The 22905-nt window shown below is 71.2% G+C and carries 19 protein-coding genes and 2 pseudogenes; 14 read left to right on the forward strand and 7 right to left on the reverse strand.

Annotation, left to right across the window (positions count from 1 at the left end; all coding sequences use genetic code 11):
* Nucleotides 1-168: 168 nt before the first annotated feature.
* Nucleotides 169-1290: an ROK family glucokinase gene (locus ACV530_RS35010; RefSeq protein WP_494336758.1), complete on the forward strand. Its 1122-nt coding sequence runs from the start codon at nt 169-171 to the stop codon at nt 1288-1290.
* Between the two features lie 8 nt (nt 1291-1298).
* Nucleotides 1299-1880 carry a hypothetical protein gene (locus tag ACV530_RS35015; protein ID WP_494336759.1) on the forward strand — a complete coding sequence of 194 codons (582 nt, stop codon included), beginning with the start codon at nt 1299-1301 and terminating at the stop codon, nt 1878-1880.
* A gap of 166 nt (nt 1881-2046) precedes the next feature.
* Here the strand turns inward: ACV530_RS35015 and ACV530_RS35020 are convergent, their stop codons facing one another.
* Nucleotides 2047-3882 carry an RICIN domain-containing protein gene (locus ACV530_RS35020; RefSeq protein WP_494336760.1) on the reverse strand — a complete coding sequence of 612 codons (1836 nt, stop codon included), beginning with the start codon at nt 3880-3882 and terminating at the stop codon, nt 2047-2049.
* Between the two features lie 67 nt (nt 3883-3949).
* Entirely contained in the window at nt 3950-4669 is a 720-nt protein-coding gene (locus ACV530_RS35025) for a hypothetical protein (RefSeq protein ID WP_494336761.1), read from the reverse strand.
* A 406-nt stretch (nt 4670-5075) separates the two neighbouring features.
* Here ACV530_RS35025 and ACV530_RS35030 point away from each other — a divergent pair, with 406 nt between their 5' ends.
* Nucleotides 5076-6173, forward strand: coding sequence for a hypothetical protein (locus ACV530_RS35030; RefSeq protein WP_494336762.1), 1098 nt, complete (start codon nt 5076-5078; stop codon nt 6171-6173).
* A gap of 30 nt (nt 6174-6203) precedes the next feature.
* Nucleotides 6204-6707 carry a hypothetical protein gene (locus tag ACV530_RS35035; RefSeq protein ID WP_494336763.1) on the forward strand — a complete coding sequence of 168 codons (504 nt, stop codon included), beginning with the start codon at nt 6204-6206 and terminating at the stop codon, nt 6705-6707.
* A gap of 51 nt (nt 6708-6758) precedes the next feature.
* Here the strand turns inward: ACV530_RS35035 and ACV530_RS35040 are convergent, their stop codons facing one another.
* Entirely contained in the window at nt 6759-8273 is a 1515-nt protein-coding gene (locus ACV530_RS35040) for an NHL domain-containing protein (protein ID WP_494336764.1), read from the reverse strand.
* A 648-nt stretch (nt 8274-8921) separates the two neighbouring features.
* Here ACV530_RS35040 and ACV530_RS35045 point away from each other — a divergent pair.
* From ACV530_RS35045 to ACV530_RS35060, 4 genes and pseudogenes are all read left to right on the forward strand, one after another.
* Nucleotides 8922-9833, forward strand: a pseudogene (locus ACV530_RS35045) (alpha/beta fold hydrolase); the annotation flags it as partial.
* Nucleotides 9834-10664: 831 nt separating this feature from the next.
* Nucleotides 10665-10934 (forward strand): annotated as a pseudogene (locus ACV530_RS35050) (carboxymuconolactone decarboxylase family protein); the annotation flags it as partial.
* Nucleotides 10935-10946: 12 nt separating this feature from the next.
* Nucleotides 10947-11594, forward strand: coding sequence for an MBL fold metallo-hydrolase (locus ACV530_RS35055; protein ID WP_494336765.1), 648 nt, complete (start codon nt 10947-10949; stop codon nt 11592-11594).
* 29 nt (nt 11595-11623) lie between these two features.
* Nucleotides 11624-12403 carry an exodeoxyribonuclease III gene (locus tag ACV530_RS35060; protein ID WP_494336766.1) on the forward strand — a complete coding sequence of 260 codons (780 nt, stop codon included), beginning with the start codon at nt 11624-11626 and terminating at the stop codon, nt 12401-12403.
* 1 nt (nt 12404) lies between these two features.
* Here the strand turns inward: ACV530_RS35060 and ACV530_RS35065 are convergent, their stop codons facing one another.
* Entirely contained in the window at nt 12405-14216 is a 1812-nt protein-coding gene (locus ACV530_RS35065; RefSeq protein ID WP_494336767.1) for an SGNH/GDSL hydrolase family protein, read from the reverse strand.
* A 149-nt stretch (nt 14217-14365) separates the two neighbouring features.
* Here ACV530_RS35065 and ACV530_RS35070 point away from each other — a divergent pair, with 149 nt between their 5' ends.
* Complete coding sequence (locus ACV530_RS35070) at nt 14366-14809, forward strand: DUF6278 family protein (protein ID WP_494336768.1); 444 nt, start codon at nt 14366-14368, stop codon at nt 14807-14809.
* A 17-nt stretch (nt 14810-14826) separates the two neighbouring features.
* Here the strand turns inward: ACV530_RS35070 and ACV530_RS35075 are convergent, their stop codons facing one another.
* A complete protein-coding gene (locus ACV530_RS35075) occupies nt 14827-15591 on the reverse strand; it encodes a GntR family transcriptional regulator (protein ID WP_494336769.1) in 765 nt (254 codons plus the stop codon).
* Nucleotides 15592-15769: 178 nt separating this feature from the next.
* Between ACV530_RS35075 and ACV530_RS35080 the strand changes: the two genes are divergently transcribed.
* The 4 genes from ACV530_RS35080 to ACV530_RS35095 are packed head-to-tail and all read left to right on the forward strand — an operon-like array spanning nt 15770 to nt 18998.
* Nucleotides 15770-16531, forward strand: coding sequence for an amino acid ABC transporter ATP-binding protein (locus ACV530_RS35080; protein ID WP_494336770.1), 762 nt, complete (start codon nt 15770-15772; stop codon nt 16529-16531).
* Nucleotides 16532-16546: 15 nt separating this feature from the next.
* Nucleotides 16547-17455, forward strand: a complete 909-nt coding sequence (locus ACV530_RS35085; protein WP_494336771.1) for a glutamate ABC transporter substrate-binding protein — start codon at nt 16547-16549, stop codon at nt 17453-17455.
* Nucleotides 17452-18096, forward strand: coding sequence for an amino acid ABC transporter permease (locus ACV530_RS35090; RefSeq protein WP_494336772.1), 645 nt, complete (start codon nt 17452-17454; stop codon nt 18094-18096). Before ACV530_RS35085 ends, ACV530_RS35090 begins: the two co-directional genes overlap by 4 nt.
* Nucleotides 18093-18998, forward strand: coding sequence for an amino acid ABC transporter permease (locus tag ACV530_RS35095; protein WP_494336773.1), 906 nt, complete (start codon nt 18093-18095; stop codon nt 18996-18998). The genes ACV530_RS35090 and ACV530_RS35095 overlap by 4 nt, the downstream gene beginning before the upstream one ends.
* Here the strand turns inward: ACV530_RS35095 and ACV530_RS35100 are convergent.
* Together ACV530_RS35100 and ACV530_RS35105 are read right to left on the reverse strand one after the other, a co-directional pair.
* Entirely contained in the window at nt 18959-20128 is a 1170-nt protein-coding gene (locus ACV530_RS35100; protein WP_494336774.1) for a globin domain-containing protein, read from the reverse strand. The two genes, ACV530_RS35095 and ACV530_RS35100, sit on opposite strands and share 40 nt — an antisense overlap.
* A 103-nt stretch (nt 20129-20231) precedes the next feature.
* Nucleotides 20232-20675, reverse strand: a complete 444-nt coding sequence (locus ACV530_RS35105) for an RrF2 family transcriptional regulator (RefSeq protein ID WP_494336775.1) — start codon at nt 20673-20675, stop codon at nt 20232-20234.
* Between the two features lie 99 nt (nt 20676-20774).
* On the opposite strand from ACV530_RS35105, the gene ACV530_RS35110 reads away from it, so the two are divergent.
* Entirely contained in the window at nt 20775-22724 is a 1950-nt protein-coding gene (locus ACV530_RS35110) for a tetratricopeptide repeat protein (protein ID WP_494336776.1), read from the forward strand.
* Nucleotides 22725-22905 lie beyond the last annotated feature (181 nt).

Consider the following 22905-nt stretch of genomic DNA (forward strand, 5'->3'; position numbering starts at 1 on the left):
ACCGTTATGCGGCGCACACCCCCGGTGAGGCACAATCGGCCAGGCGGGTAACAGCCCGCGGAACGCATCCACGAGGCTCCGGCCTCCCGAGACCACCGCAGGGACGACGAACCTCGTGCGAGCACGCCCCCGTTCATTCGCCATGCCCCACCCCGTGGAGGCCGCACGATGAGCATGTACCGCGAGCGGGTGTACCGGGGCTCCGCCAGGGCCACCGTGCTGCGTACGGCGGGTTCGCGTGAACGGCGCTCGCACCTGACGGCGCCGCGCGTGCCCACCGTCGGGATCGACATCGGCGGCACCAAGGTGATGGCGGGCGTCGTCGACGCCGACGGCAACATCCTGGAGAAGCTCCGCACCGAGACCCCGGACAAGTCCAAGAGCCCCAAGGTCGTCGAGGACACCATCGTCGAGCTGGTCCTCGACCTCTCCGACCGGCACGACGTGCACGCGGTGGGCATCGGCGCCGCCGGCTGGGTCGACGCCGACCGCAACCGCGTGCTGTTCGCCCCCCACCTGTCCTGGCGCAACGAGCCGCTGCGCGACCGCCTCGCCGGCCGCCTCGCGGTGCCCGTCATGGTCGACAACGATGCCAACACCGCGGCCTGGGCCGAGTGGCGCTTCGGCGCCGGCCGGGGCGAGGACCACCTGGTGATGATCACGCTGGGTACCGGCATCGGCGGCGCGATCCTGGAGGACGGGCAGGTCAAGCGCGGCAAGTACGGCGTCGCGGGTGAGTTCGGCCATATGCAGGTCGTCCCCGGCGGCCACCGCTGCCCCTGCGGCAACCGCGGCTGCTGGGAGCAGTACAGCTCCGGCAACGCCCTGGTGCGCGAGGCCCGTGAGCTGGCCGCCGCCGAGTCCCCGGTCGCGTACGGCATCATCGACCGCGTCGGCGGCAACATCTCCGAGATCACCGGCCCGCTCATCACCGAGCTGGCCCGCGGCGGCGACGCGATGTGCGTCGAACTGCTCCAGGACATCGGCCAGTGGCTCGGCGTGGGCATCGCCAACCTCGCCGCCGCCCTGGACCCGTCCTGCTTCGTCATCGGCGGTGGCGTCAGCGCCGCCGACGACCTGCTCATCGGTCCCGCCCGGGACGCCTTCCGCCGGCACCTGACCGGCCGCGGCTACCGCCCGGAGGCCCGCATCGTCAAGGCGCAGCTGGGCCCCGAGGCCGGCATGGTCGGCGCCGCCGACCTGGCCCGGCTCGTCGCCCGCCGCTTCCGGCGCGCCAACCGGCGCCGCGTCGAACGCTACGAGCGCTACGCCCGGGCAGGCCGCGGGTGAGGGGCACCATGACCGCCGCCGAGCGCCCGGCCGGGCCGACCACGCCGACCACGCCGCCGTACCGTCCCGAGGAGGGCGGCCGGCCCCGTCGGCGCTGGCTCAGGGTGCTCGGCGTCTTCCTGCTCATCGCCATCCCCGCGGGCTACCTCTACATCTCCGCGATGCAGAGCCGCGGCGGCACGGACTACAAGCAGGAGCAGGCGGCGTCCACCGGCCTGGAGGAGGGCTGGCCGTCACGGCTCCAGCGCCGGATCTACGACGTGACGGTCCCGCCCTACGCGGAGGACGTCGCCCACTTCGAGACCAACTCCTGGAAGTCCAGCTCGCTGTTCCTGCAGTTCACCACCACGCACGAGCGGTTCGAGCAGTGGATCACGGACCGGGGCCTGAAGATCTCGGACTTCGAGAACGGTGACGTGACCATCGACGGCGACGAGGCGGACCTCGTCGGCTGGCACTTCGACAGCAGGCACCACTGGGCGGGCGCGTTCCGCGCGGCGGACAAGCCGACGCCGTCCCTGGAGATCACGGCTAATCTGGACAATCCGGAATATCCGCAGGTCTACGTCGTCTCCACGGCCAAGCCCTGACGCGACCCCTGTGAGGAACCCCCGTCGGCTGGCTCCGGCGGGGATTCTGCGTTCGGGGATGGGCCGTGCCGCCTCGCAGGCGAAGGCGAGCCAGGCCGGGGTGACCGGTTCTGGCACTCCCCGATGGCGAGTCGCTGTGATGGGGCTGTGGAGGTCCTCCGGAGGGTTATCGGGTCCTGAAGCGGCGGAAGAGGTTTCGCGCCACGTACACTCCCGGGCCGCCGAAGCCGACGATGTCGACGCGTCCGTCACCGGTGATGTCGGTGAGGAAGCGGGGGTGGCGGTCGACCCGCCAGCCGCCTGCGTCCTCGTTGTACCCGAAGCCGCGGCACACCAGTTGGGCCTGATCGAACTGGCCGCCGCCGCGGCCGTGCGACACCCAGACCCCCTCGTCGCCGAAGCCGATGATGTCCGGATTGCTGTCGCCGGTGACGTCGGCGAGGAGCCGGAGGTGCTTCCCGCCCGTCCACCCCTGGGCGAGCCCGAAGTCGTTCAGGACGAGCGCTGGGGGCTCGAAGGTGCCGTCGCCGCGCCCGCGTGAGACGACGACGCCCTGCGGGCCGAACCCGACGATGTCCACTGCTCCGTCACCGGTGGTTTGGACCAGGAACCGGGGGTGCTCCTCGACCGAGCTCCACCCTTGCTCGGTCCCGAAGTCGTCGAGGATGTACAGCGGGTCGGCGAACTTTCCTTCCTCGTCCTGGAGTGATACCCAGACGCCGTCGTCGTGGCAGCCGATGATGTCGAGCCTGCCGTCGCCGGTGGTGTCGGCGAGGAAGCGGGGGTGCTTGTCGGCCAGCCACTCGCCGGCCTGCCGGCTGTGTCCGAACGCCTTGAGGGCCGGTCCGTCGGCGATCGGGGCGAACTTTCCTTCCTCGTCCTGGAGTGATACCCAGACGCCGTCGTCGTGGCAGCCGATGATGTCGAGCCTGCCGTCGCCGGTGGTGTCGGCGAGGAAGCGGGGGTGCTTGTCGGCCAGCCACCCGCCGGCCTGCTGGCCGTGGCCGAACGCCTTGAGGGCCAGCTTGCCGTTCGTGGGTGCGAACTTCCCGGCCGCGTCGTGAGAGGACACCCGGACACCGTCGGCGGCAAGCACGACGATGTCGGGCTTGCCATCGCCCGTCGTGTCCACAATGGTCCACAGGTCCGCGGGACTTGGGGAGGGCGCGCCTTGGTGCAGGGGGCGCTCATCGCCGTCGTCGAACGTGCCGTCGCCTTTGCCGGATGACGTCACGGCGCCCTGCGCGGGTTTGAGCCCTACGATGTCCACCCGCCGTGTTCCCGTGGTGTTGGCGAGGAACCGCGCACCCGCCCCGGCCCACCAGCCCGGCTGTCCGCCGGGAGAGGGGCGGGCCCCGTCGTTCTTCCACCCGCCGGCGGCCTGGTCGCTCCCGAACCGCTTGAGGACCAGCAGCATGTCGCTGAAGGCGGGCGCTGCGCCGGGTACCGGCCGGAGCGCGGCCGAGCGGTCCAGCCGCCAGGACCGGCGGCCGTTCCAGTGACTCAGTGGTGCCCAGCGCAGCACCGGGTCGCTGATCCGCTCGGGCTCGGCCGTGACGAACCGCCACCGCTGGCTCTCCGCGCTCTCGTCGTACTTGCGCAGGACGACCCGGGTGTCGTCCTTGCCGGGGTCGGCGAGGTCGAGAACGGTGCCATCGGCCGCACCCTCGATGAAGTAGAGACCCGCTTCACCCTCAATGGGGACAACGTGCCACTGCTGGCCCTTCTTGCCGGCGGTGGCGTCCCACTGCCGGACCCCGCCGTCCGCGGCGGCGGGGTTGTCGAGCACCTTGCCGCCGACCGCGTTGCGGATCACATACGCCGGGCCGTCCTGCGCGGCCGGCACGGGGGTGAGCTGCCACTGCTCCGGGCTCGGGCCGCCCTCGGGGAAATCGCGGACGACGAGCGCCCCGTCCGCGCTCGGCGCGGCCTTGGCGCCGAGGGCCTTCCCTGTGGCGGCGTTGACAATCTCCAGCTTCAGTTCTTCCGTGGGCACGGACATCGTGGTGCCTCTTCCGGGCGGTTGGGGCGTCGACTCGGGACGGGTGCGATGCGGCGGTGGCCGCGGATCACGTGAAGACGTGGTGGTACGGCACGCTCCACTCGTTGGGCAGCCGCGGGTAGAACGTGTTGATGACCGTCCCGGTGAAGTCCCCGCCCCAGTTGTAGGTGAGACGCACCTCGCTGTCGGCCGCCACCGCGTAGTCCTTGAACCCGAGGATGGCGTCGGGGTGGGTGATCGGCACGAAGGTGATCCCGCCCCATGGCGTCACCGTGACGACCCAGAGCTGGGTGTCCTCGATCGCGCCGTTCTTCCCGCGCCACTTGTCGCCGACCTTGTCGGGGAGGCCGACCTGGACGGTGTCGGCCGTGCTCTTGGGGGCGTCCTGGTGGACGGTGATACGCCTGCGCTGCGGCTTCGGCGCGCCGTCGTCGCCGCGCCCGGCGTCGGCTCCGCCCGCACCGGCGGGTTTGGGCGGCACCTGGCCCGCGGCGCTCTCGATGAAGTACAGCGGCCGCTGCCCGAAGAAGCCGGCAGGGGTGATGTGCCAGAGGTGGCCCTGCGCGTCCTTGACGGTCGGGTCGAGCGTGGTGGCCAGTTTGACCCCCTTGTCGTGGCTGTCCTCCTTCAGTTCGGCGGGGCGCAGGTAGCCGCCGTTGAAGGCGTGGACGAGCATGACGGGCCGGTTCTCGACCAGCGCTGCCACGATTGCGTTGTCATAGCTGTTGACTGCCACCGGGCCGCCGACCACCAAATTCGCCATGGTCGTGCGTTCTTGGGTGTACATCGCGAAAACCTCACCTGTTCTGAATGTGGAGAACAATGGGTTGGACGCTCAGTGCAGTGGCCTGTTGCGCGGCATCGCCGCACACTCAACCGCATTCGATCGAAACGGCTTGGAAAGAGATTGGACACCCACCCACGGCAACGGTCAAGACTGCGGCGTCAGCAGGCAGGGCGATTTCGGAAGCCGTCGATCGAGTAATCGTCAGGCGTCAAGTTACCTTTAACCCGGATGAGTTGGGGTGGCCGACGAGCCCTGTCACTCGATTGAGCACATAATACGGAGATGCCTTCCCAGGCGGCGGAGCCCGTGCTAACTTCGCCTTTCGGAACGTGCTGTCGGAACGTGCGCAGATTCTTGTTTACATTTCACCGAGCTCAATTCGGCCAGAATTAGTCGAGGACGGGGAATGTCTTCCAACGCGTACAACCTGGACCGGGCCAAGCGTCAGCCGCTGACGAAGAAGAACCTGCGGGAGCTCAACATCCAGCAGACCTGGCAGTCCATCCTGAACCACCCCAACCTGGTCTACGTCGACGACTACGGTGTGCGGCACAAGCCCGTCGGGTTCTCCGTGAACAAGTCGAGCTTCGGCGCTTTCCCCGGCTCCGCCTTCCAGTTGGGCTGGATCGCCTACATGAACCTCGGGGAGCCGCTGATCGAGGAGCGGTGCGATATCGGCCAGCCCCCGCCCGACACGTTCTCCTCGCGCGCCTACGTCAACCGCAGCCAGACGTCCTCGATGACCTTCACCGACTCGGTCGATTTCACCGTGTCGAACGGGGTCACGTGGTCGCTCCAGGGAACGGCCCAGCTCACCTTCGGTGGCAGCGTCAGCGCGCAGCTTCAGTTGCAGTTGCAGAACCAGCTCCGGATGGACCTCCAGACGCAGCTTCAGACGCAGCTCCAGAACGAGGTGTCGGGCAGGAACACCAACACGGTGACCAACAAGAACAGCAAGGACAACATCGGGGTGGACAACGCCAACGCCACCGAGATGGGTATGCGGAACGCGATGACGAACTCCGCGGCGAACACGTTGACGAACTCGGTGGGTTTCACGACCACGGGCAGCGCCACCGGCACCGCGACGCTCACCGCGCAGTTGATGATGGGCATCACGGCCTCCGTCGGTGGCTCCCTGACCACCAGCTGGACCTCGAGGTCGCAGATTTCCGGCCAGGTCTCGCCGAGCTCCCGCGTGCAGACCATCGCCACGCAGCGGCGTTGCCGCAAGCAGTACTGCTACGAGATCCCGGTGACCTTCTCCGGGTTTATCGCGGTGAAGTACGACGTGCCGGTGGCGGTCCTGTCTCCCCCGCAGTCCGGGGACTACCCAGGCCTCGACCAGGTGGTGTGCCGCGACATCGGCGACATCGACCTGACGGGCGGCGGCTTCCGCATGAAGGGGCTGGCCGAGGTCGTCTCCGCCCTGGAGGTCCACCACACGATGTTCGACGGCGAGAGCCTGACCGACAGCCAACGAGCGCTGCACAAGCAGCCTTGACCGCGCGGACGACGACAAGAGGTGACGACCATGGTGTTCGACAACATCTTCCGCTTCGCGGGCAAGGGCGCGGGGCTCTTCTCGGTGACCACCGAGGGTGACAAGTCGCAGCCGGGGGCGGACGTCGACTTCGAGGACGCCGACGACCGCACATACGACGACAAGAACACGAGCCTGTTCACCAGCGCCATCCACGGGGCTTCCTCCCGGGCGAAGGTCGTACAGGAGCAGTCTCCTGAAGCGCGGATCGTCCTGGGCTTCCTCGGCTCCTTCATCCAGGCCACCCAGACGTCGGCCGGTGAGCAGGCGCAGTACGCCGGGGACCCCGGCTCGGTGTCCACGGCTGCGGCCCGCGGCATGCAGGAGTCGAGTGCGACGGTGACGGGGGACGAGCGCCTTCAGAAGAACGAGGACCTGGAGGACAAGCCGAAGAAGAGCGATTACGCCAAGGCTCCCAAGGCCCCCGAAGCACCCAAGGCGCCCGAAGCCCAGGCGCCCAAGGCGACCGCTGAGAAACCGTCCCGTTCCCAGTAGGGCCCGAGTGCCGAGGGGGCAGGGACGAGGTCGCCCCTGCCCCCTCGTGTGTCACACGGGGAGCAACTGCCACTGCCGGTCCCGGTGGTCGCCCTCCGCCCCGTGCTGCTTGATCACCGTACGGGCGTTGGTGTCGACTTGCAGGAGCAGACCGCTGTTCCGGTTCGCGATCTCGTACACCCGCGGGGTGTCGGTCACCGAGCCCACCGGGATCAGCCGCCACTGCTGGTGGCGGGCGTCACTGCCCTCGTAGGCGCGCTGCGCGACCACCGCCCCGGCCCTCGCCTGCGCTCCGACGACCTCCAGGACCTTGCCGCTGCGCACGTTCTCGAGCCTGTACAGGACATCGCCGTTGTCCTGGCCCGACGCGATCAGCCGCCACCGCTGGTGATCCCTGGCGGCGGCGAGCAACTGGTGGATCTCGGCCCCGTCCTTGGTGGACTCACGCTCAACCCCCATCCGCAGCCTGCTCCGGACATTGGTCCAGGAGACCACCGTGCCCGACTCGGGCAGCCCGGCCATTTTCGCCGACGCGACCTTCCGAACCCGGTTGTTGCCGTAGTCGGCGATGTAGAGGGTGTCGACGCAGTCCACAGCGAGCCCAATCGGGTTGTTCAGTTGGGCCGAGAGGGCGGGGCCGTTGTCACCTTGGGGGCCGGCGGTGCCTGTGCCGGCGATCGTGGTGATCTTCCCGTCCGTGACTTTCCGGACCCGGTGGTTGCCGTAGTCGGTGATGTAGATGGCGCCCGTGCTGTCCACCGCCACCTCCATCGGGCTGTTCAGTTGGGCTGAGGGGGCAGGACAGTTGTCACCTTGGGGGCCGGCGGTGCCTGTGCCGGCGATCGTGGTGATCTTCCCGTCCGTGACTTTCCGGACCCGGTGGTTGCTGTAGTCGGCGATGTAGATGGCGCCTGCGCTGTCCACCGCCACCCCCGACGGGTAGTTCAGTTGGGCTGAGGGGGCGGGGCCGTTGTCGCCTTGGGGGCCGGCGGTGCCTGTGCCGGCGATCGTGGTGATCTTCCCGTCCGTGACCTTCCGGACCCGGTGGTTGTAGCAATCGGTGATGTAGATGGCGCCCGTGCTGTCCACCGCCACCGCACGCGGGTGTTTCAGTTGGGCCGAGAGGGCAGGACAGTTGTCACCTTGCGAGCCCGCGGTGCCTGTGCCGGCGATCGTGGTGATCTTCCCGTCCGTGACCTTCCGGACCCGGTGGTTGTTGCTATCGGCGATGTAGATGGCGCCTGCGCTGTCCACCGCCACCCCACGCGGGTAGTTCAGCTGGGCCGAGAGGGCAGGACAGTTGTCGCCCTGCGAGCCCGCGGTGCCCGTGCCGGCAACCGTGCTGATCTTCCCGTCAGTCGTAACCTTCCGGACCACATGGTTGTACTCTTCGGCGATGTAGACGGCGCCCGTGCTGTCCACCGCCACCGCCCACGGGCGGTACAACTGAGCAGAAGCAGCAGGCCCGTTGTCGCCCTGGCGACCCGCCGCTCCTGTCCCCGCGACCGTCCTGATCGGAGGGGCGGAGTGCTCGCCACCTGTGGATGCCGTCTCGGGAGTGCTCATCGTCATCCCCTTCGCCGTCCACCGACCGTCTACTACAGTCAGTAGTGAGTGCGTTCTAGAAAGTCACAAGAACTTCGGGGTGACAAGACCACGTTCGGGGTGATGGTCGTGTGGCACGTCGGCGAGTCATCGCATCGGATGGGCAGCCGACCCCCGCCAACGCCTCGACGTGAACCTGCTCGGCCGCAGCGGCGCCTTGGATCAGATCGACGTGCTCTGGGAGCTGGTGGCAGCCGACGGCTCGCCACGGCACGTCCTCATCGAGCATCGCCGGTATGGCAAGCCGCTTGAGAGCCGCGGTCGCTTCAGGAGAACGGCGGCAGCATCCTCCTGCGGAACTTCCCGTGGACCAGGGCGCTGGGCATCTGGCACCACGGGGATTGTGGGCGAAGCGCGCTGGGACATCGAGCCGTTCGTAGTAGGCGGCGGCCCAATGGCGAGGGGATCGCCAATGCCCTCGCCATCACACGGGTGTGGTTCACCGACACCACCAGATCTACGTCTCTGGCGGCCGGAGGGGAAGACCCGGAACGAGGTCGTCCTGTGCCTCGAACGCTACGTTGCCCGAGAGGTCTTCCACCTGGTCGGACCCGCACAGTCATGAACCCCGCTATGGGGGCACTCGTGATACATGAGAGGGTCTGGCGGGTGAGTGAGACACCGGCGAACACCCTGCAATACCGCTCTGACGGGCCAGAAGACGCCCCAGTCCTGGTCCTGGGGCCCGCGCTGGGCACGACCTGGCACATGTGGGACCGCCAGATACCGGAACTGATCCGCCACCGGCGCGTGGTGCGCTTCGACCTGCCGGGCCACGGTGGTGCGCCCGCGCAGCCCGCCGCCACCGTCGGCGAGCTCGCCGACCGGGTCCTCGCCACCCTCGACCACCTCGGCATCGAGCACTTCGGGTACGCCGGCTGCTGCATAGGCGGGGCGCTGGGCGCCGATATCGCCCTGCGCCATCCGCACCGGCTCGCCTCGCTCGTCCTCGTCGGCTCGTCCGCGCGGTTCGGCACGGCCGAGAGCTGGGGCGTGCGCTCGTCCGAGGCTCGCTCCCACGGGCTCGACCCCGCCGCCCGGTCCGCCCCCGAGCGCTGGTTCACCCCGGCCTTCGCCGCGGCGCAGCCGGCGATCGTGGACTGGGCCGTGCAGATGGTCCGGACGACCGACGTGCCGTGCTACGCGGCCGCGTGCGAGGCGCTCGCCGCCTTCGACGCCCGGGCCGGGCTCGACCGCGTCACCGCGTCCACGCTGGTGCTGGTGGGTGCGGAGGACCAGGTCACGCCGCCTGCTGATGCGCGGGTGCTCGTCGCGGGCATCCACGACGCGCGGCTCGCGGTCGTGCCGAACGCGCGTCATCTCGCGCCGGTGGAGCAGCCCGTCGCGGTCACGGATCTGCTGGTCCGCCACTTCTCGGCTGCGCCGACGCAACCGGCCGTTTCGGGGCGGGCGCCGGGGGCGGCTGTCGGGGGTACGCCGGTGACGGGTGCGTCTGCGCCGGGAGCGGCTGTGCCGAGTACGCCCGCTGCGGGTACGCCGGTGCCGGGTGTGCCCGTTGGGGGAGTGCCTGCGGCGGGTGCGCCCGCTGCTGTGCCGGTGCCGGGTACGCCTGCGGCGGGTGCGTCTGTGCCCGGTATGGCCGTGCCGGGTGTGCCCGGGTCGGGTACGCCCGCTGCGGGTACGCCTGCGCCGGGGGCCGGTTGGCCGCCTGCCGGGGGTACGGCCGGTGGACGGCCCGAGGCGGGGACCTCCGCTGGGGTGCCGACGGCGCTGCTCACGCCGCCGCCCGCGCCGGGCGAGGGTACGCCCGCTGCGGCGGGTCCGGTCTGGCCGCCCGCCGGGCGGCCAGGGGGCCGGCCCGAGACGGCGCCGGAGAGCACCATCCGCATAGGCCGTACTCCGGCGGCCCCGCCGCCCGGCGTGTTCGGGCCGCCGCCCGCCGAGGTGCCGAGCGCCGCCGACGCCGACCCGGGCCCGGGGTTCGGGCCCGTTCCTGCCAGCGACCCGACCCGGGGAGCGGTGCCGCAGGCTTCGGACGCGGGCCCGCTGTTCGCCTCCGGTTCCGTACCGGTGCCGGGACCGGCACCCGCACCCGCACCCGCACCGGAGGCCGGGCAGCTCCCGGGGTTCGCCCCGGCCCAGGGGTTCTGGTCCGGACCGGAGGCCGCGCCGGGCGTGGGGACCGACGCGACTGCGGGGCCCTACCCCGCGCACGGCCTCGCCCCCGCGCCGGGCACCGCACACGGCACCGCCCCGGACGCGGAACCCGGAACAACCGAGGACGCCGCGCGCAGCGCCTCGCTTCGCCGGGAGACGTTCGGCGACGCGTACGCCGACCGGGAGGAGGCCGCCGGCGACGGTTTCACCGACGGGTTCCGGGAATTCGCCGACCGCGCCTGGGACGAGACGTGGGCCCGGCCCGGGCTCGACCGGCGTACCCGGTGCCTGCTGACACTGACCGCCCTCACCGTCGGCGGTCACCTCGACGAGCTGGGCCCGTACACCCGGGCGGCGCTGCGCGCCGGGGCGAGCCCCGGCGAGATCGCGGAAACCCTGCGGCACACCGCCCTCTACTGCGGGCTTCCGGCCGCCCGCGCGGCGTTCACGGTCGCGCAGCGCGTCGTGGCGGAGGAGTCGGGAGCGCCGGAAGGGCATGCGTAGCAGGATGGGGTCATGAAGCTGACCAAGCACAGTCACGCCTGCGTCCGTCTGCAGAAGGACGGGCGCACGCTCGTCATCGACCCGGGTGTCTTCAGCGAGGCGGACGCCGCTGTCGGGGCCGACGCCGTGCTCGTCACGCACGAGCACCCGGATCACTTCTACGAGGACCGGCTGCGCGCCGCCCTCGAGGCCAATCCGGCCGCCGAGCTGTGGACGCTGCGCAGCGTCGCGGACGAGGTGTCGGCGGCGTTCCCCGGCCGGGTGCACACGGTGGGCGAGGGCGACACCTTCACGGCCGCCGGGTTCGACGTGCAGGTGCACGGGCAGCTGCACGCCGTGATCCACCCGGACATGCCGCGGATCACCAACGTCGGCTATTTCGTGGACGGTTCGGTCTTCCATCCCGGCGACGCGCTGACCGTGCCGGGGCAGCCCGTGGAGACCCTGATGCTGCCGGTCATGGCCCCGTGGAACAAGGTCTCGGAAGTCATCGACTACGTCCGCGAGGTCTCGCCGCGCCGTGCGATCGACGTCCACGACGCGCTGCTGACCGACCTGGCCCGGCCGGTCTACGACCGGATGCTGGGCCCGGAGGGGCCTGGCGCGGCGGCGGGGGCGGAGCACCTGCGGCTGGCGGCCGGGCAGAGCATGGACCTCTGATTGTCCGACCCCACCGTTAGGGTGGCCGCATGCGCATCGCCACCTGGAACGTGAACTCGGTCACCGCCCGTCTGCCCCGGCTGCTCGCCTGGCTGGAGAGCAGCGGCACGGACGTCCTGTGCATACAGGAGACCAAGTGCGCAGCCGAGCAGTTCCCCACGGACGAGCTGCGCGAGCTCGGCTATGAGTCCGCGGTCCACGCCACCGGCCGGTGGAACGGCGTGGCGCTGGTCTCCCGGGTCGGGCTGGAGGGCGTGGTCCAGGGCCTGCCCGGCGGGCCGGATTACGAGGGCGTGCAGGAGCCGCGGGCCATCGCCGCGGACTGCGGCCCCGTGCGCGTCTGGTCGGTCTACGTGCCGAACGGCCGCGAGGTCGGCCACGACCACTATGCGTACAAGCTCCGCTGGCTGGAGTCGCTGCGCGATGTGGCCGCCGCCGAGGGGTCCGGGGAGCGGCCGTTCGCGATCATGGGCGACTTCAACATCGCGCCCACCGACGAGGACGTGTACGACCCGGCCGTCTTCGAGGGCGCCACGCACGTCACCCCGGCCGAGCGCGCCGCCCTCGCGGCCCTGCGCGACGCGGGGCTGTCCGACGTCGTGCCCCGCCCGCTGAAGTACGACCGTCCGTACACCTACTGGGACTACCGTCAGCTGGGCTTCCCCAAGAACCGGGGCATGCGCATCGACCTGGTCTACGGCAACGCCCCCTTCGCCGGGGCCGTCAAGGACTCCTACGTCGACCGGGAGGAGCGCAAGGGCAAGGGCGCCTCGGACCACGCCCCGGTCGTCGTCGACCTGGAGGTGTGAATCACACCAGCTCGCGCAGCGCGACGGCGTCGGCGAACGCCCTCATCCCCGCGTCGTTGGGGTGCAGGTGGTCGCCGCCGTCGTAGCGCGGCAGCATCCGGTCCGGGTGCTCCGGGTCGCGGATCGCGGCGTCGAAGTCGAAGACGGCGTCGAACGTCCCGTCGTCCGCCCGGATGTCCCGGTTGATGGCGACGCGCTGTACCTCGGCCTGCTCCGTGCAGTCGTGGAAGCCGCCGCAGGGGGCGATGGTCGCCGCGATGACCCGCATGCCGCGCTCGTGCGCATGGGCCGTGACCGACCGGAGCACCGCGATCACCTGGCCGGCCGTGGTGTCCGACCGGATGTCGTTGACGCCTTCGAAGACGATGACCGTACGGGCCGAGGTCTGGGCCAGTACGTCGCGCTCGAGCCGGTGCCCCGCGCTCACGCCGGCCAGGGAGAAGCCGGTCCCGTCGCCCGGGTAGCGGTCGTTCACCACCTGGTTCCCGGAGATGCCGCTGTTGAGCACGCCGAACGCGGGCACCGTGTGCTGGGCCCGCAGCCGGCGGCCCAGCAGGTCCGGCCAGCGGCCGTTGGCCTCGGGCGTCGACCGCTCGCCGTCGGTGATCGAGTCGCCCAGCGCCACCACCGACCCCGGTCCGCCGGAGACGTCGACGCCGGTCAGCAGCGGCCAGGTCGACAGGGTGCCGGTGTAGGCGCCCGCGCCCGTGTCGGCCGTACGGTCGCCGCTGCCGTCGGCTGTGAGGTAGGAGCGCTGGTTGGTGTAGTTGTGCAGCGGCAGGGCCCGTACGGTCCCCGGCAGGTACAGGCTCACCAGCAGGTTGGTGTCCGGCGGCACCCGGAATCGCAGCGGGTCGCTGAACTGCTGGGCCCCGGCCGGGATCTCGGCCCCCGTCCGTCCGCCGAACGTCAGGGTCGTGGGCCGGTCCGCCGCGCCCGCGCCCTTGCCCTTGAGGGCCACCGTCGCATGCCCGATCCGCACCGGCCGCGAGCCGAAGGTGTTCTCCAGCCGGATACGGGTGCGGGGGCCGCCCGCGCTGCTGTGCACGACCAGCCGCAGCGTGCGGTCCGTCCACGGCCCCACCGCCGCGTACCCGGAGGTGGGCGCCGCCCAGCTGCCGGTCCACCCGTTCGTGGGAGTGCGCAGCGCCAGGGAGAAGACGTGCAGGGCGGAGGCGGTGGGCAGGACGACCGAGGAGACCTCCCGCCCCCGCGCCACCGGTACGGTCACCGCGTACAGCCGGACGCGCTCCTTGCGCCGGCCGGTGTGGGTGTTGAGGTGGGGGAGCGCGACGGCCTTGGTCGTGAGCGGTCCCGTGCGCCAGTCCGGTGCGGCGAGCCGGTAGCCGCTGCGCGAGCCGTCGGCGTAGCGCACCGTGCCCGTGCCGGCCGCGCCGCCTTTCCCGCCGCCGGCCACCAGGAAGGTGAGCGCCTCTCCCCGGCCGCCCAGCCGTACGGCCTGTCCGGCGGCGCGGACGTTGTCGGGTCTGCCGATGGGGGAGCGCGGCCAGTGCAGAGGAGCGCCGTCGATGTGCAGGACGCGCCCCGGCGCCCATCCGGCCGCCCCCAGGTCCTGCGCGGAGAAGGAGCCGCCCGCCCCGTCGAAGTCGGCCGCGCGGGGGTGTGCGTCGTCGCTGACCCCCACATTGTCGAAGAGCCGCTCCAAGGGGAGCGGCTCTTCGCGGTCTGCGGTGGTGGCGGCGAGGGCGGGAAGATTCGCCAGGCCAAGCGCACAGGCGGTGCCCGTGGCGACCGCCCATGCGGCGCACCACCGTCTGTGCCGTGGTTCCCCGAGAGTCGATGCTGTGCGCATGCGGTTCATACCTCCCCGCGTTCCCCACTCCGACAGTGGCGGGATGAAGGTAAGGAGACATCCGGGGAACGTCAAGGAGGCCGAACGGCGACGTACGTCCGCCGCGTGCCGGTGGTGAGGCCATCTGCACGAGTGCGATCCTGGCCGGTATGAACATTCCCTTTTTGGATGGCTGGCGCAAGCGGCACGGTGCGGCGCACGGCGCGGCGGCCGTGCACGCTCCCGGCGAGTGGGACCCCGAGGGCCTCGCCGAGCTGCTGTCGGAGTGCGAACTGCTGCGCGCGCAGGCGCAGTCGGAGGGTGTCGCGCTCGACGACTCGCCGTCGTCCCTGGAGCTGCTCGACCAGCTGCAGCCGCGCTGGCGCGGGGACGAGGAGCTGCAGTCCTGGCTCGGCAACGACGCGGGCCTCTACCTCGGTACGGTCGTCGTCCGCACGGTCGCGGGCGCGGAGTGGGGGATCTGGGAGAACGGCCAGCCGTTCGTACGGCTCGCCAACGGCCGTGAGATCGATGTCGTCGAGGCGGGCCACGCGTGGGCGTCCGACGGCGCGCCGGAGCTCTCGCAGGTCTACGCCGAGCTCGCGGAGAACTGACGCGCTCGGCTGATGACTCAGCTGATGAAGGGGATCGTGTACTCCAGCCGCCAGCGGTCGGCGCGGACCACGATGTCCGAGGTCTCCACCGCGCGGCCGTCGCCGTCGAAGTGGGTGCGTTCGACGACGGTGACGCACTGGCCGGCCGCGCAGCCGAGCGCCTCCGCCTCCGGCGTCGTCGCCGGCCGGGAGCCCACCAGCTCCCGGGCCCGCACGACCCGGACGCCGATGGCCGCCAGCCGCCCCCGCACCCCGCGCCGGGCGTACGGGCCGCGCTCGGGGTGGATCACATCGGTGCCCTCGGTGACGGAGAGCGGCTCCCAGCTGGTGGCGAGCTGGACCGGGTGGCGGTTGGCCAGGTACTCGTACTCCGTGCACAGCACGGGCTCGCCCGGGGCGATGCCCAGCCGGTGTGCGACCGGTGCGGGGGCGGAGGTCCGGCTGGAGGAGGCCTCCCAGGTCAGGGCGGCGCCCGCGGGCAGGTGGCCGAGGTATCCGCGGATCTCCGCCGCGAACGGCGAGTCGACCGCCCCCGTCGAGCGCAGCAGAGTGCCCAGCGGGGCCCGGTCGCTGACGAACACGCCCCGCCCGAACTGCCCTTGCGCGTAGCCGGCGGCCTTCAGCACCCGCACCGCGCGGTCCACGGTCTGGTCGCTCGCCCCGTAGGCCTTCTTGAGTTCGGACCGGGAGGGGATCCGGGCGCCCACGGGGAGCGAGCCCTCGTCGATCCGCTGCCGCAGGTCGTCCGCGATGCGCAGGTATACGGGCCTGCTGTCGCCCACGCCGGGCTCCCTTCCCCCTCGTCCCCCACGGACTTCCCCTCGTCCCCCCACCGACCCACAGGCTAGGTACCCAGGCTCGGTCTGGGTACCTAGGGCAGAAGGCAGCCGTAAGACTTCGATATCCCCTTTCATGCGTGTCTGTGGTGAAGTGCCGTATTCGGGTGGATAGTTTGCTCCGATGAGCATGGCCGCTGAGCCGCCGATCGAGCCGCTGATCGAACTGCGCGATGTCAACAAGCACTACGGAAGCCTGCATGTCCTGCAGGACATCAACCTCACCGTCGGCCGGGGGGAGGTGGTGGTGATCATCGGGCCCTCGGGCTCCGGGAAGTCCACGCTGTGCCGGACCATCAACCGGCTGGAGACCGTGGACTCCGGCACCATCACCCTCGCCGGGCACCCGCTGCCCGCGGAGGGCCGGGAGCTCGCCCGCCTCCGGGCCGACGTCGGCATGGTCTTCCAGTCCTTCAACCTCTTCGCCCACAAGACCGTCCTGGCCAATGTCTCGCTGGCCCCGGTCAAGGTCAGGGGCCGGCGCAGGGAGGAGGCCGACCGGCGCTCGCGCGAACTGCTGGACCGGGTCGGCCTGCTGGCCCACGCCGACAAATATCCCGCCCAGCTGTCCGGCGGCCAGCAGCAGCGCGTCGCGATCGCCCGCGCGCTCGCGATGGACCCCAAGGCGCTCCTCTTCGACGAGCCGACCTCCGCGCTCGACCCCGAGATGATCAACGAGGTGCTCGAGGTCATGCAGCAGCTCGCCCGGGACGGCATGACGATGGTCGTCGTCACGCACGAGATGGGCTTCGCGCGCTCCGCCGCCAACCGCGTCGTGTTCATGACGGACGGCCGCATCGTCGAGGACCGTACCCCCGAGGAGTTCTTCACGGCGCCCGAGAGCGACCGGGCCAAGGACTTCCTCTCCAAGATCCTCAAGCACTGAGCGGGGTGACGACGCATGCGACCCCGTATCGCCGCCCTGGTGCTGACCGCCCTCGCCCTGCTCGCCGCCGCCTGCGGCAAGGAGGGCAGCCCGCCCGTCAAGGGGCCCAAGCCCGAGAACCTGCCCGCCTACCACGTGGACACCGGCTTCTCCCTGCCCGATTCGCCCACGTGGCGGGCCGCGAAGAGCCGCGGCCATCTCGTCGTGGGCGCCAAGGAGGACCAGCCCTACCTGGGCGAGAAGGACCCCGCGACCGGGGTCTACTCCGGCTTCGACATCGAGATCGCGAAGATGATGTCCGCGTCGCTCGGCTTCGCCCCGAGCACGATCGTCTTCCGCACGATCGCCTCGGCCAACCGTGAAACCGCCCTGCAGAACGGCCAGATCGACTACTACGTCGGCACCTACACCATCAACGCCCTGCGCAAGCGGCAGGTCGGATTCGCTGGCCCGTACTACATCGCCGGGCAGTCGCTGCTCGTCCGCAAGGACGAGCACGGCATCGACGGCCCGCAGGACCTGGCCGGCAAGCGCGTCTGCTCGGCCGTCGGCTCCACGCCGCTGCAGCGGATCGAGCGCGACTACCCGAGGATCCAGGCCGTCGGCTACGACACGTACTCGATCTGCGTGGACAACCTGCTGAGCTACCAGGTGGCCGCCGTCACCACCGACGACACCATCCTGATGGGCTTCGCGGCCAAGGCCCCCGACGAACTGAAGATGGCCGGCAAGCCGTTCTCCAAGGAGCCCTACGGCATCGGCGTCCCGCGCGGTGACACCGCCCTGCGCTTCGCCCTCGACGATGCCATCGAGGCCCATGAGAAGAACGGCGACTGGAAAAAGGCCTACGACGCGACGCTCGGCCTGTCCGGTGTCCCCGCCCCCCGGCCGCCCGCCGTCGACCGCTACGGGACCGCCTCGTGAACGTACTCACCGACAACTACGCCCTCTACGGCAAGGGCCTGCTCGGCACCGTCGAGCTCACCTGCTACGGCTCGCTGCTGGCGCTCGCCCTCGGCTTCGTCATGGCCTCCTTCCGCGTCGCGCCCGTCGCCCCGCTGCGGGCCGTCGGCACCGTATGGGTCACGGTGCTGCGCAACACTCCGCTGACGCTGTTGTTCTTCGCGGTGCTGCTGGGGCTGCCGCGCTTCGGCCTGGTGCTGCCGTTCCAGCTCTTCGCGGTGCTCGCCCTCGGCTGCTACACCTCGGCGTTCATCTGTGAGGCCGTGCGCTCGGGCATCAACACCGTGCCGTCCGGCCAGGGCGAGGCGGCCCGCAGCCTCGGCATGACGTTCGTGCAGACGCTCGGCGCGGTCGTCCTGCCGCAGGCCTTCCGCTCGGTGATCCCGCCCGTCGGCTCCACGCTCATCGCACTCGCGAAGAACTCCGCGATCGCGGGCTCCTTCAGCGTCACCGAACTGCTCAGCACCTACAAGACGCTGGGCGAGCTGGGATACAGCGCCGTGTGGACCTTCGTATGGATCGCCGCCGGCTATCTGATCGTGACCCTGACCATCAGCGCGGTCTTCAACCTGCTGGAGAAGTACTGGGGAGTCGCCCGATGACCGCCTCCGCCCTCTACGACGTCCCCGGCCCCCTGGCGGTCCGCAGACACCGCCTCTACGGCGCGGCGGCGACGCTCGCCATCCTCGCCCTGATCGCCTATGTGGTCCATCTCCTGTTCGTGACCCACCAGTTCACGGCCGTGAAGTGGACTCCCTTCGAATACAAGGGAATTCAGCTCCTGCTGCTGCGCGGACTGGGCAACACGCTCAAGGCCTTCGCCCTGGCCGCCGTGCTCTCCCTCGTCCTCGGCGCCGTCCTCGGCTGCGGCCGGCTCTCCGAGCACCGCCTGCTGCGCTGGGGCGCGACGCTGCTGGTCGAGTTCTTCCGCGCGATGCCGGTGCTGGTGATGATCTTCTTCGTCTTCGTCGCCCTGAAGGTCCAGCCGCTGCCCGCGCTCGTCACCGGGCTGACGCTCTACAACGGCTCGGTGCTCGCCGAGGTGTTCCGTACGGGCGTCGGCTCCGTCGAGCGCGGCCAGCGGGAGGCGGCGTACGCGCTGGGCCTGCGCAAGACCCAGGTGATGAGCCATGTCCTGGTGCCGCAGGCGGTGCGGGCGATGCTGCCGACGATCATCAGCCAGCTGGTCGTCGCCCTCAAGGACACCTCGCTGGGCTTCCTGATCACCTACGAGGAGTTCCTGCACGCGGGCAAGCTCATCGCGGGAAACCTCGACTACGACCTGCCGTTCATCCCGGTCGTCATGGTCATCTCACCGGTCTACATCGGGATGTGCATGCTGCTGTCCTGGTTCGCCACCTGGGTCGCCAAGCGGGAGCGGCGCAGCCCCAAGACGGAGGCCGTGGAGGTGGCCCCCGCCGAGCCCGGCACCCTGCTGCCAGGCCCGGCGGGGCAACCGCATCCTCAGGACCAGCCGCCCAGGTCCGGCCCGAACATCTCGTAGTGGATGTCGGCCGCCGGCACCCCGGCGGCCAGCAGCTGGGTGCGGGCGGCGCGCAGGAAGGGCAGCGGCCCGCAGAGGTAGGCGACCGTGCCGGCCGGGACGTCGATGCGGGTGAGGTCGGCCAGGCCGGTGCGGTCGGCGGGCCAGTCGCCCTCCGGCCGCTCGTACCAGACGTGCGCCGTGGCGTCGGGGAGCTTGTCGGTGAGCTGCTCGAGGTCGGCGCGGAAGGCGTGGGCGGCCTCGCTGCGGTCGGCGTGCACGGCGATGACGCGCCGGGTCGCACCGGTGGCGGCGAGGTGGGAGAGCATCCCGATCATCGGCGTGCAGCCGATGCCCGCCGAGGCGAGGAGCACGGGCCCGTCGCCCTCGTCCAGGGTCACGTCGCCGAACGGCACGCTGACGAGCAGGGTGTCGCCCACGGCCGCGTGGTCGTGCAGGTGGTTGGAGACCTCGCCGTCACGCTTCACGGAGAACTGCAGGGCGCCGTCGGGGTGGCCGGAGAGGCTGTACTGGCGTATCTGCCGGGCCCCGTCGGGGAGCGTCACCTGGACGGACACGTACTGGCCCGGCAGCGCCGCCGGGAGGGGACGGCCGTCCTCCGGGCGCACCAGGAAGGTGAGCACATCGGCGGTCTCCTGCTGGCGGGCGACCACCCGGCAGGGTAGCTGGACGTCCCCGTCGGGGGTGCCGGCCTGCTCGTACAGCCGGGCCTCGAGGACGATGAGGGCGTTCGCGAGCAGCCAGTAGACCTCGTCCCAGGCGGCGGCGACCTCGGGGGTGACCGCGTCGCCCAGCACCTCGGCGATGGCGGCGAAGAGATGCCGCCGGACGAGCTCGTACTGGCCGGGGGTGATGCCGATCGAGGCGTGCTTGTGCGCGATGCGCGAGAGCATCGTGTCCGGCCGCGTGTCCGGGTGCTCGACGAGCGCCGTGGCGAACGCGGCGACGGCGCCCGCGAGGGCCTCGCGCTGGCTGCCGTTGGCCTGGTTGCCCCGGTTGAACAGGTCGCGCAGCAGCTCGGGCCGGTCGGCGAAGAGCTTCTCGTAGAAGAGCGCGGTGATCTCGCCGAGCGACCCGCCGACGGCGGGCAGCGTGGCGCGGACGATCTCGGTCGACTTCGGGGACAGCATCGGCAGCTCCTTGCGGTTCCTTGCGGTCGGGCCCCGGTCGCTAATACGCATCCAGGACTCGTATTAAACGGTGTGCATGTGCCGCCCTGTGGGCGGCGGTTGATCAGCTCTCCTGGCGTGACCCCAGGCCCAGCAGGACGGGGCCCGTCGGGCGGGCGACCAGGTCCTGGATGGTGTAGGGGTCGAGGGCGGCGTAGAACGCCTCCTGTGCGTCGCGCAGTGCACCGCGCAGCCGGCAGGCCGACCGGAGCGGGCAGGGCGGGTCGTCCTCGCAGCCGACCACGTCGCCGACGCCCTCGAGCGCGCGCACCAGTCTGCCGACCGAGCCGGTGCGCCCGGCGCGGGTCAGCGTCAGCCCGCCGCCGCGGCCCCGGCGGGCCTCGACGACCCCCAGGTGCTGGAGGCGGCTGACCACCTTGGCGGCGTGGGTGTACGGCACGTCCATCGCGCCGGCCACCTCGCGGGTGGTCGGCGCCCGGTCGTCGTCCGTCACTGCCAGGCGCATGGCGATGCGCAGGGCGATGTCGGTGCTCTTCGTCAATCGCACGGGCTTACGGTACCTAATTGGCATCTTGGGATCCACTTTGGGGTGGGGAAGGCTGCTGACCCGGCGTCATCTGCCCTGTGAATGACCTAGAGTTGGCCCATGCCCGAGGGGATCTACCAGCTTCCACCGGATATCGCCCACTTCGTGGACCGGAACGACGAGCAGGCACGGGTCTCCCGGGCCGTGGCCGAGTGGAACGGCGACGCCCGTCCGCTGGTCATCACGCTCAGCGGCCCTGGCGGAACCGGGAAGACTGAGCTGGCCTACCGCATCGCCCGGACCTTCCGCGAGACCCACCAGGACGGGATCCTCTCCGTCGACCTGGACGATCTGCGGCGCGGTGGCACGGTCGCCACCGCCGACGTCCAGGGCCGGGTGCTCCGCGCCCTCGGCGTGGACCCGGAGTTCCTGGAGCAGTCCTTCGCGGACCGCGGCCGGCAGTACTGGCGATGGACGCACGACAAGAGCTTCGTCCTCGTCGTCGACAACGTGCGCTTCGGAACGGAGCTCCTGCCGCTGCTCCCGGCCTCCGGCCGGAGCGTGGTGATCGCCGTCAGCCACGGGCGGCTGTACGACCTCGAGGACGGCGCCGCGCTCGACCTCCCGCTGCACCCGTTACCCGACCGGCACGCACTCGAGCTCCTGCACCGCATCGTCGACGACCCCCGGCTGGCCGACGAGCCCGAGGCCGTGCACGGATTCGTCCGCCTGTGCTCCGGACTGCCCGCCGCCCTGAAGGTGGCCGGCAGCCTGATGCGCCGGGACCGTTACCGCTCCCTCGCCCGCCTGCTCGCCGAACTCGGAGAGAAGGGGGTGCCCGAGGTGGAGGGGGTCTGGGATGCCGCCTACCGCGAGCTCGGCCCGGAGGCGGCCCGGCTCTACCGGCTGCTGCCCGAGCACCCCGGAACCTCCCTCTCCGCCGCGGCCGCCACCGCCCTCCTCGGACAGGGCGAGGACGCGGCCGGCGCCGCGCTGAGCGGCCTCGAGACGGCCGGACTGCTGGAGATCCGCGACGGACGTCCGCGCCTGCACGAACTGCTGCGGGCCCACGCCCTGCGCTGTGCGCGCCGCGACGGCACGCCCGAGGAGCGGGCGGCGGTACGGCGCGACCTGATCCGCTGGTACCTCCGCCAGGCCCAGCGGGCCGACGCGCTGGCGGCGGGCGCGCGCCTGAACTTCGGCATCCCCGTGCGACCCCTGCCGTCCGCACCCGACGTGCCCTTCCGCGACAAGGCGCACGCGCTGCGCTGGCTGGAGGCCGAACGCCACGCGCTCCACGGCTGCGTCGCGCTCGCCCATGCCCAGGGGCTGGACGACGAGGCGTGGTCCCTGTGCGAGCCCCTGTGGACGCACCACCTCGACCACCCGTACCACACCGATGTCCTGGACACCTTCCGTACGGGCCTCGCCTCCGCCCTGCGTGCCGAACGCGTGGCCGCCGCCGTGCGGACCCGCTGCCTGCTGGCCCGGCCGCTGTGGGAGCACGGATGCGTCGCGGAAGCGGCGGAACAGCTGGAGCAGGCAGCCAACGGGCTGTCGCTGCTGGGCGATTCGGAGAAGGAGCGCAAGCTCGGCGCGTCCGTCGTCGAGTTCCGCGGGATGCTGCGCTCCGTGCAGGGCGACTGGGCCGCTGCCGCGCGGGACTTCGAGGCCTCGCGTGCGGTGCACGTCGCCCTGCCGAACCCCTACGGCGTCATGCTTCAGACCCACCGGCTGGGTCAGGCGCTGGCGGCCCTCGGTGAACTGGACCGTGCTGCTGAACTGTTGGCGGAGGCGCATGGTGCGGCGCGTGCTCTGGGGCGCGAGCGCATGACCGCGCGCACCGGGTTCGAGCTGGGTCTGGTGTTGCGGCGGCTGGGGCGCGGGGCGGAGGCCGGCTCGCTGTACGCGGCGGCCCTGGACGCCGCGCGGGAGCGCGGGTCGGCGTACGACGAGGCGCGGGTCCGCGATGCGTTGGCGGCGCTCGCCGAGGACTCCGGCGATGAGGCTGCGGCTCGTGAGCACGGTGAGGCGGCGCGTGCGATCCGCGAGCGGTACGGGGCGCGGTAGCCCTTCGGGCGGATGTGTGCCCCGGTCCCGCCCTTTCACCGTTTCCTCCGGGGGCAAGCCCCCGGGCCCCCGGGCCCCCGGGCCCGCGCTCCGCGCGGTTGTCCGGGGGCTTCGCCCCCTGGGCCCCCGCAACGCGGCTCCGCCGCGTTGGTCCTCAAACGCCGGACGGGCTGAATGGTGC

It is taken from the genome of Streptomyces sp. SX-6 (assembly GCF_059089585.1).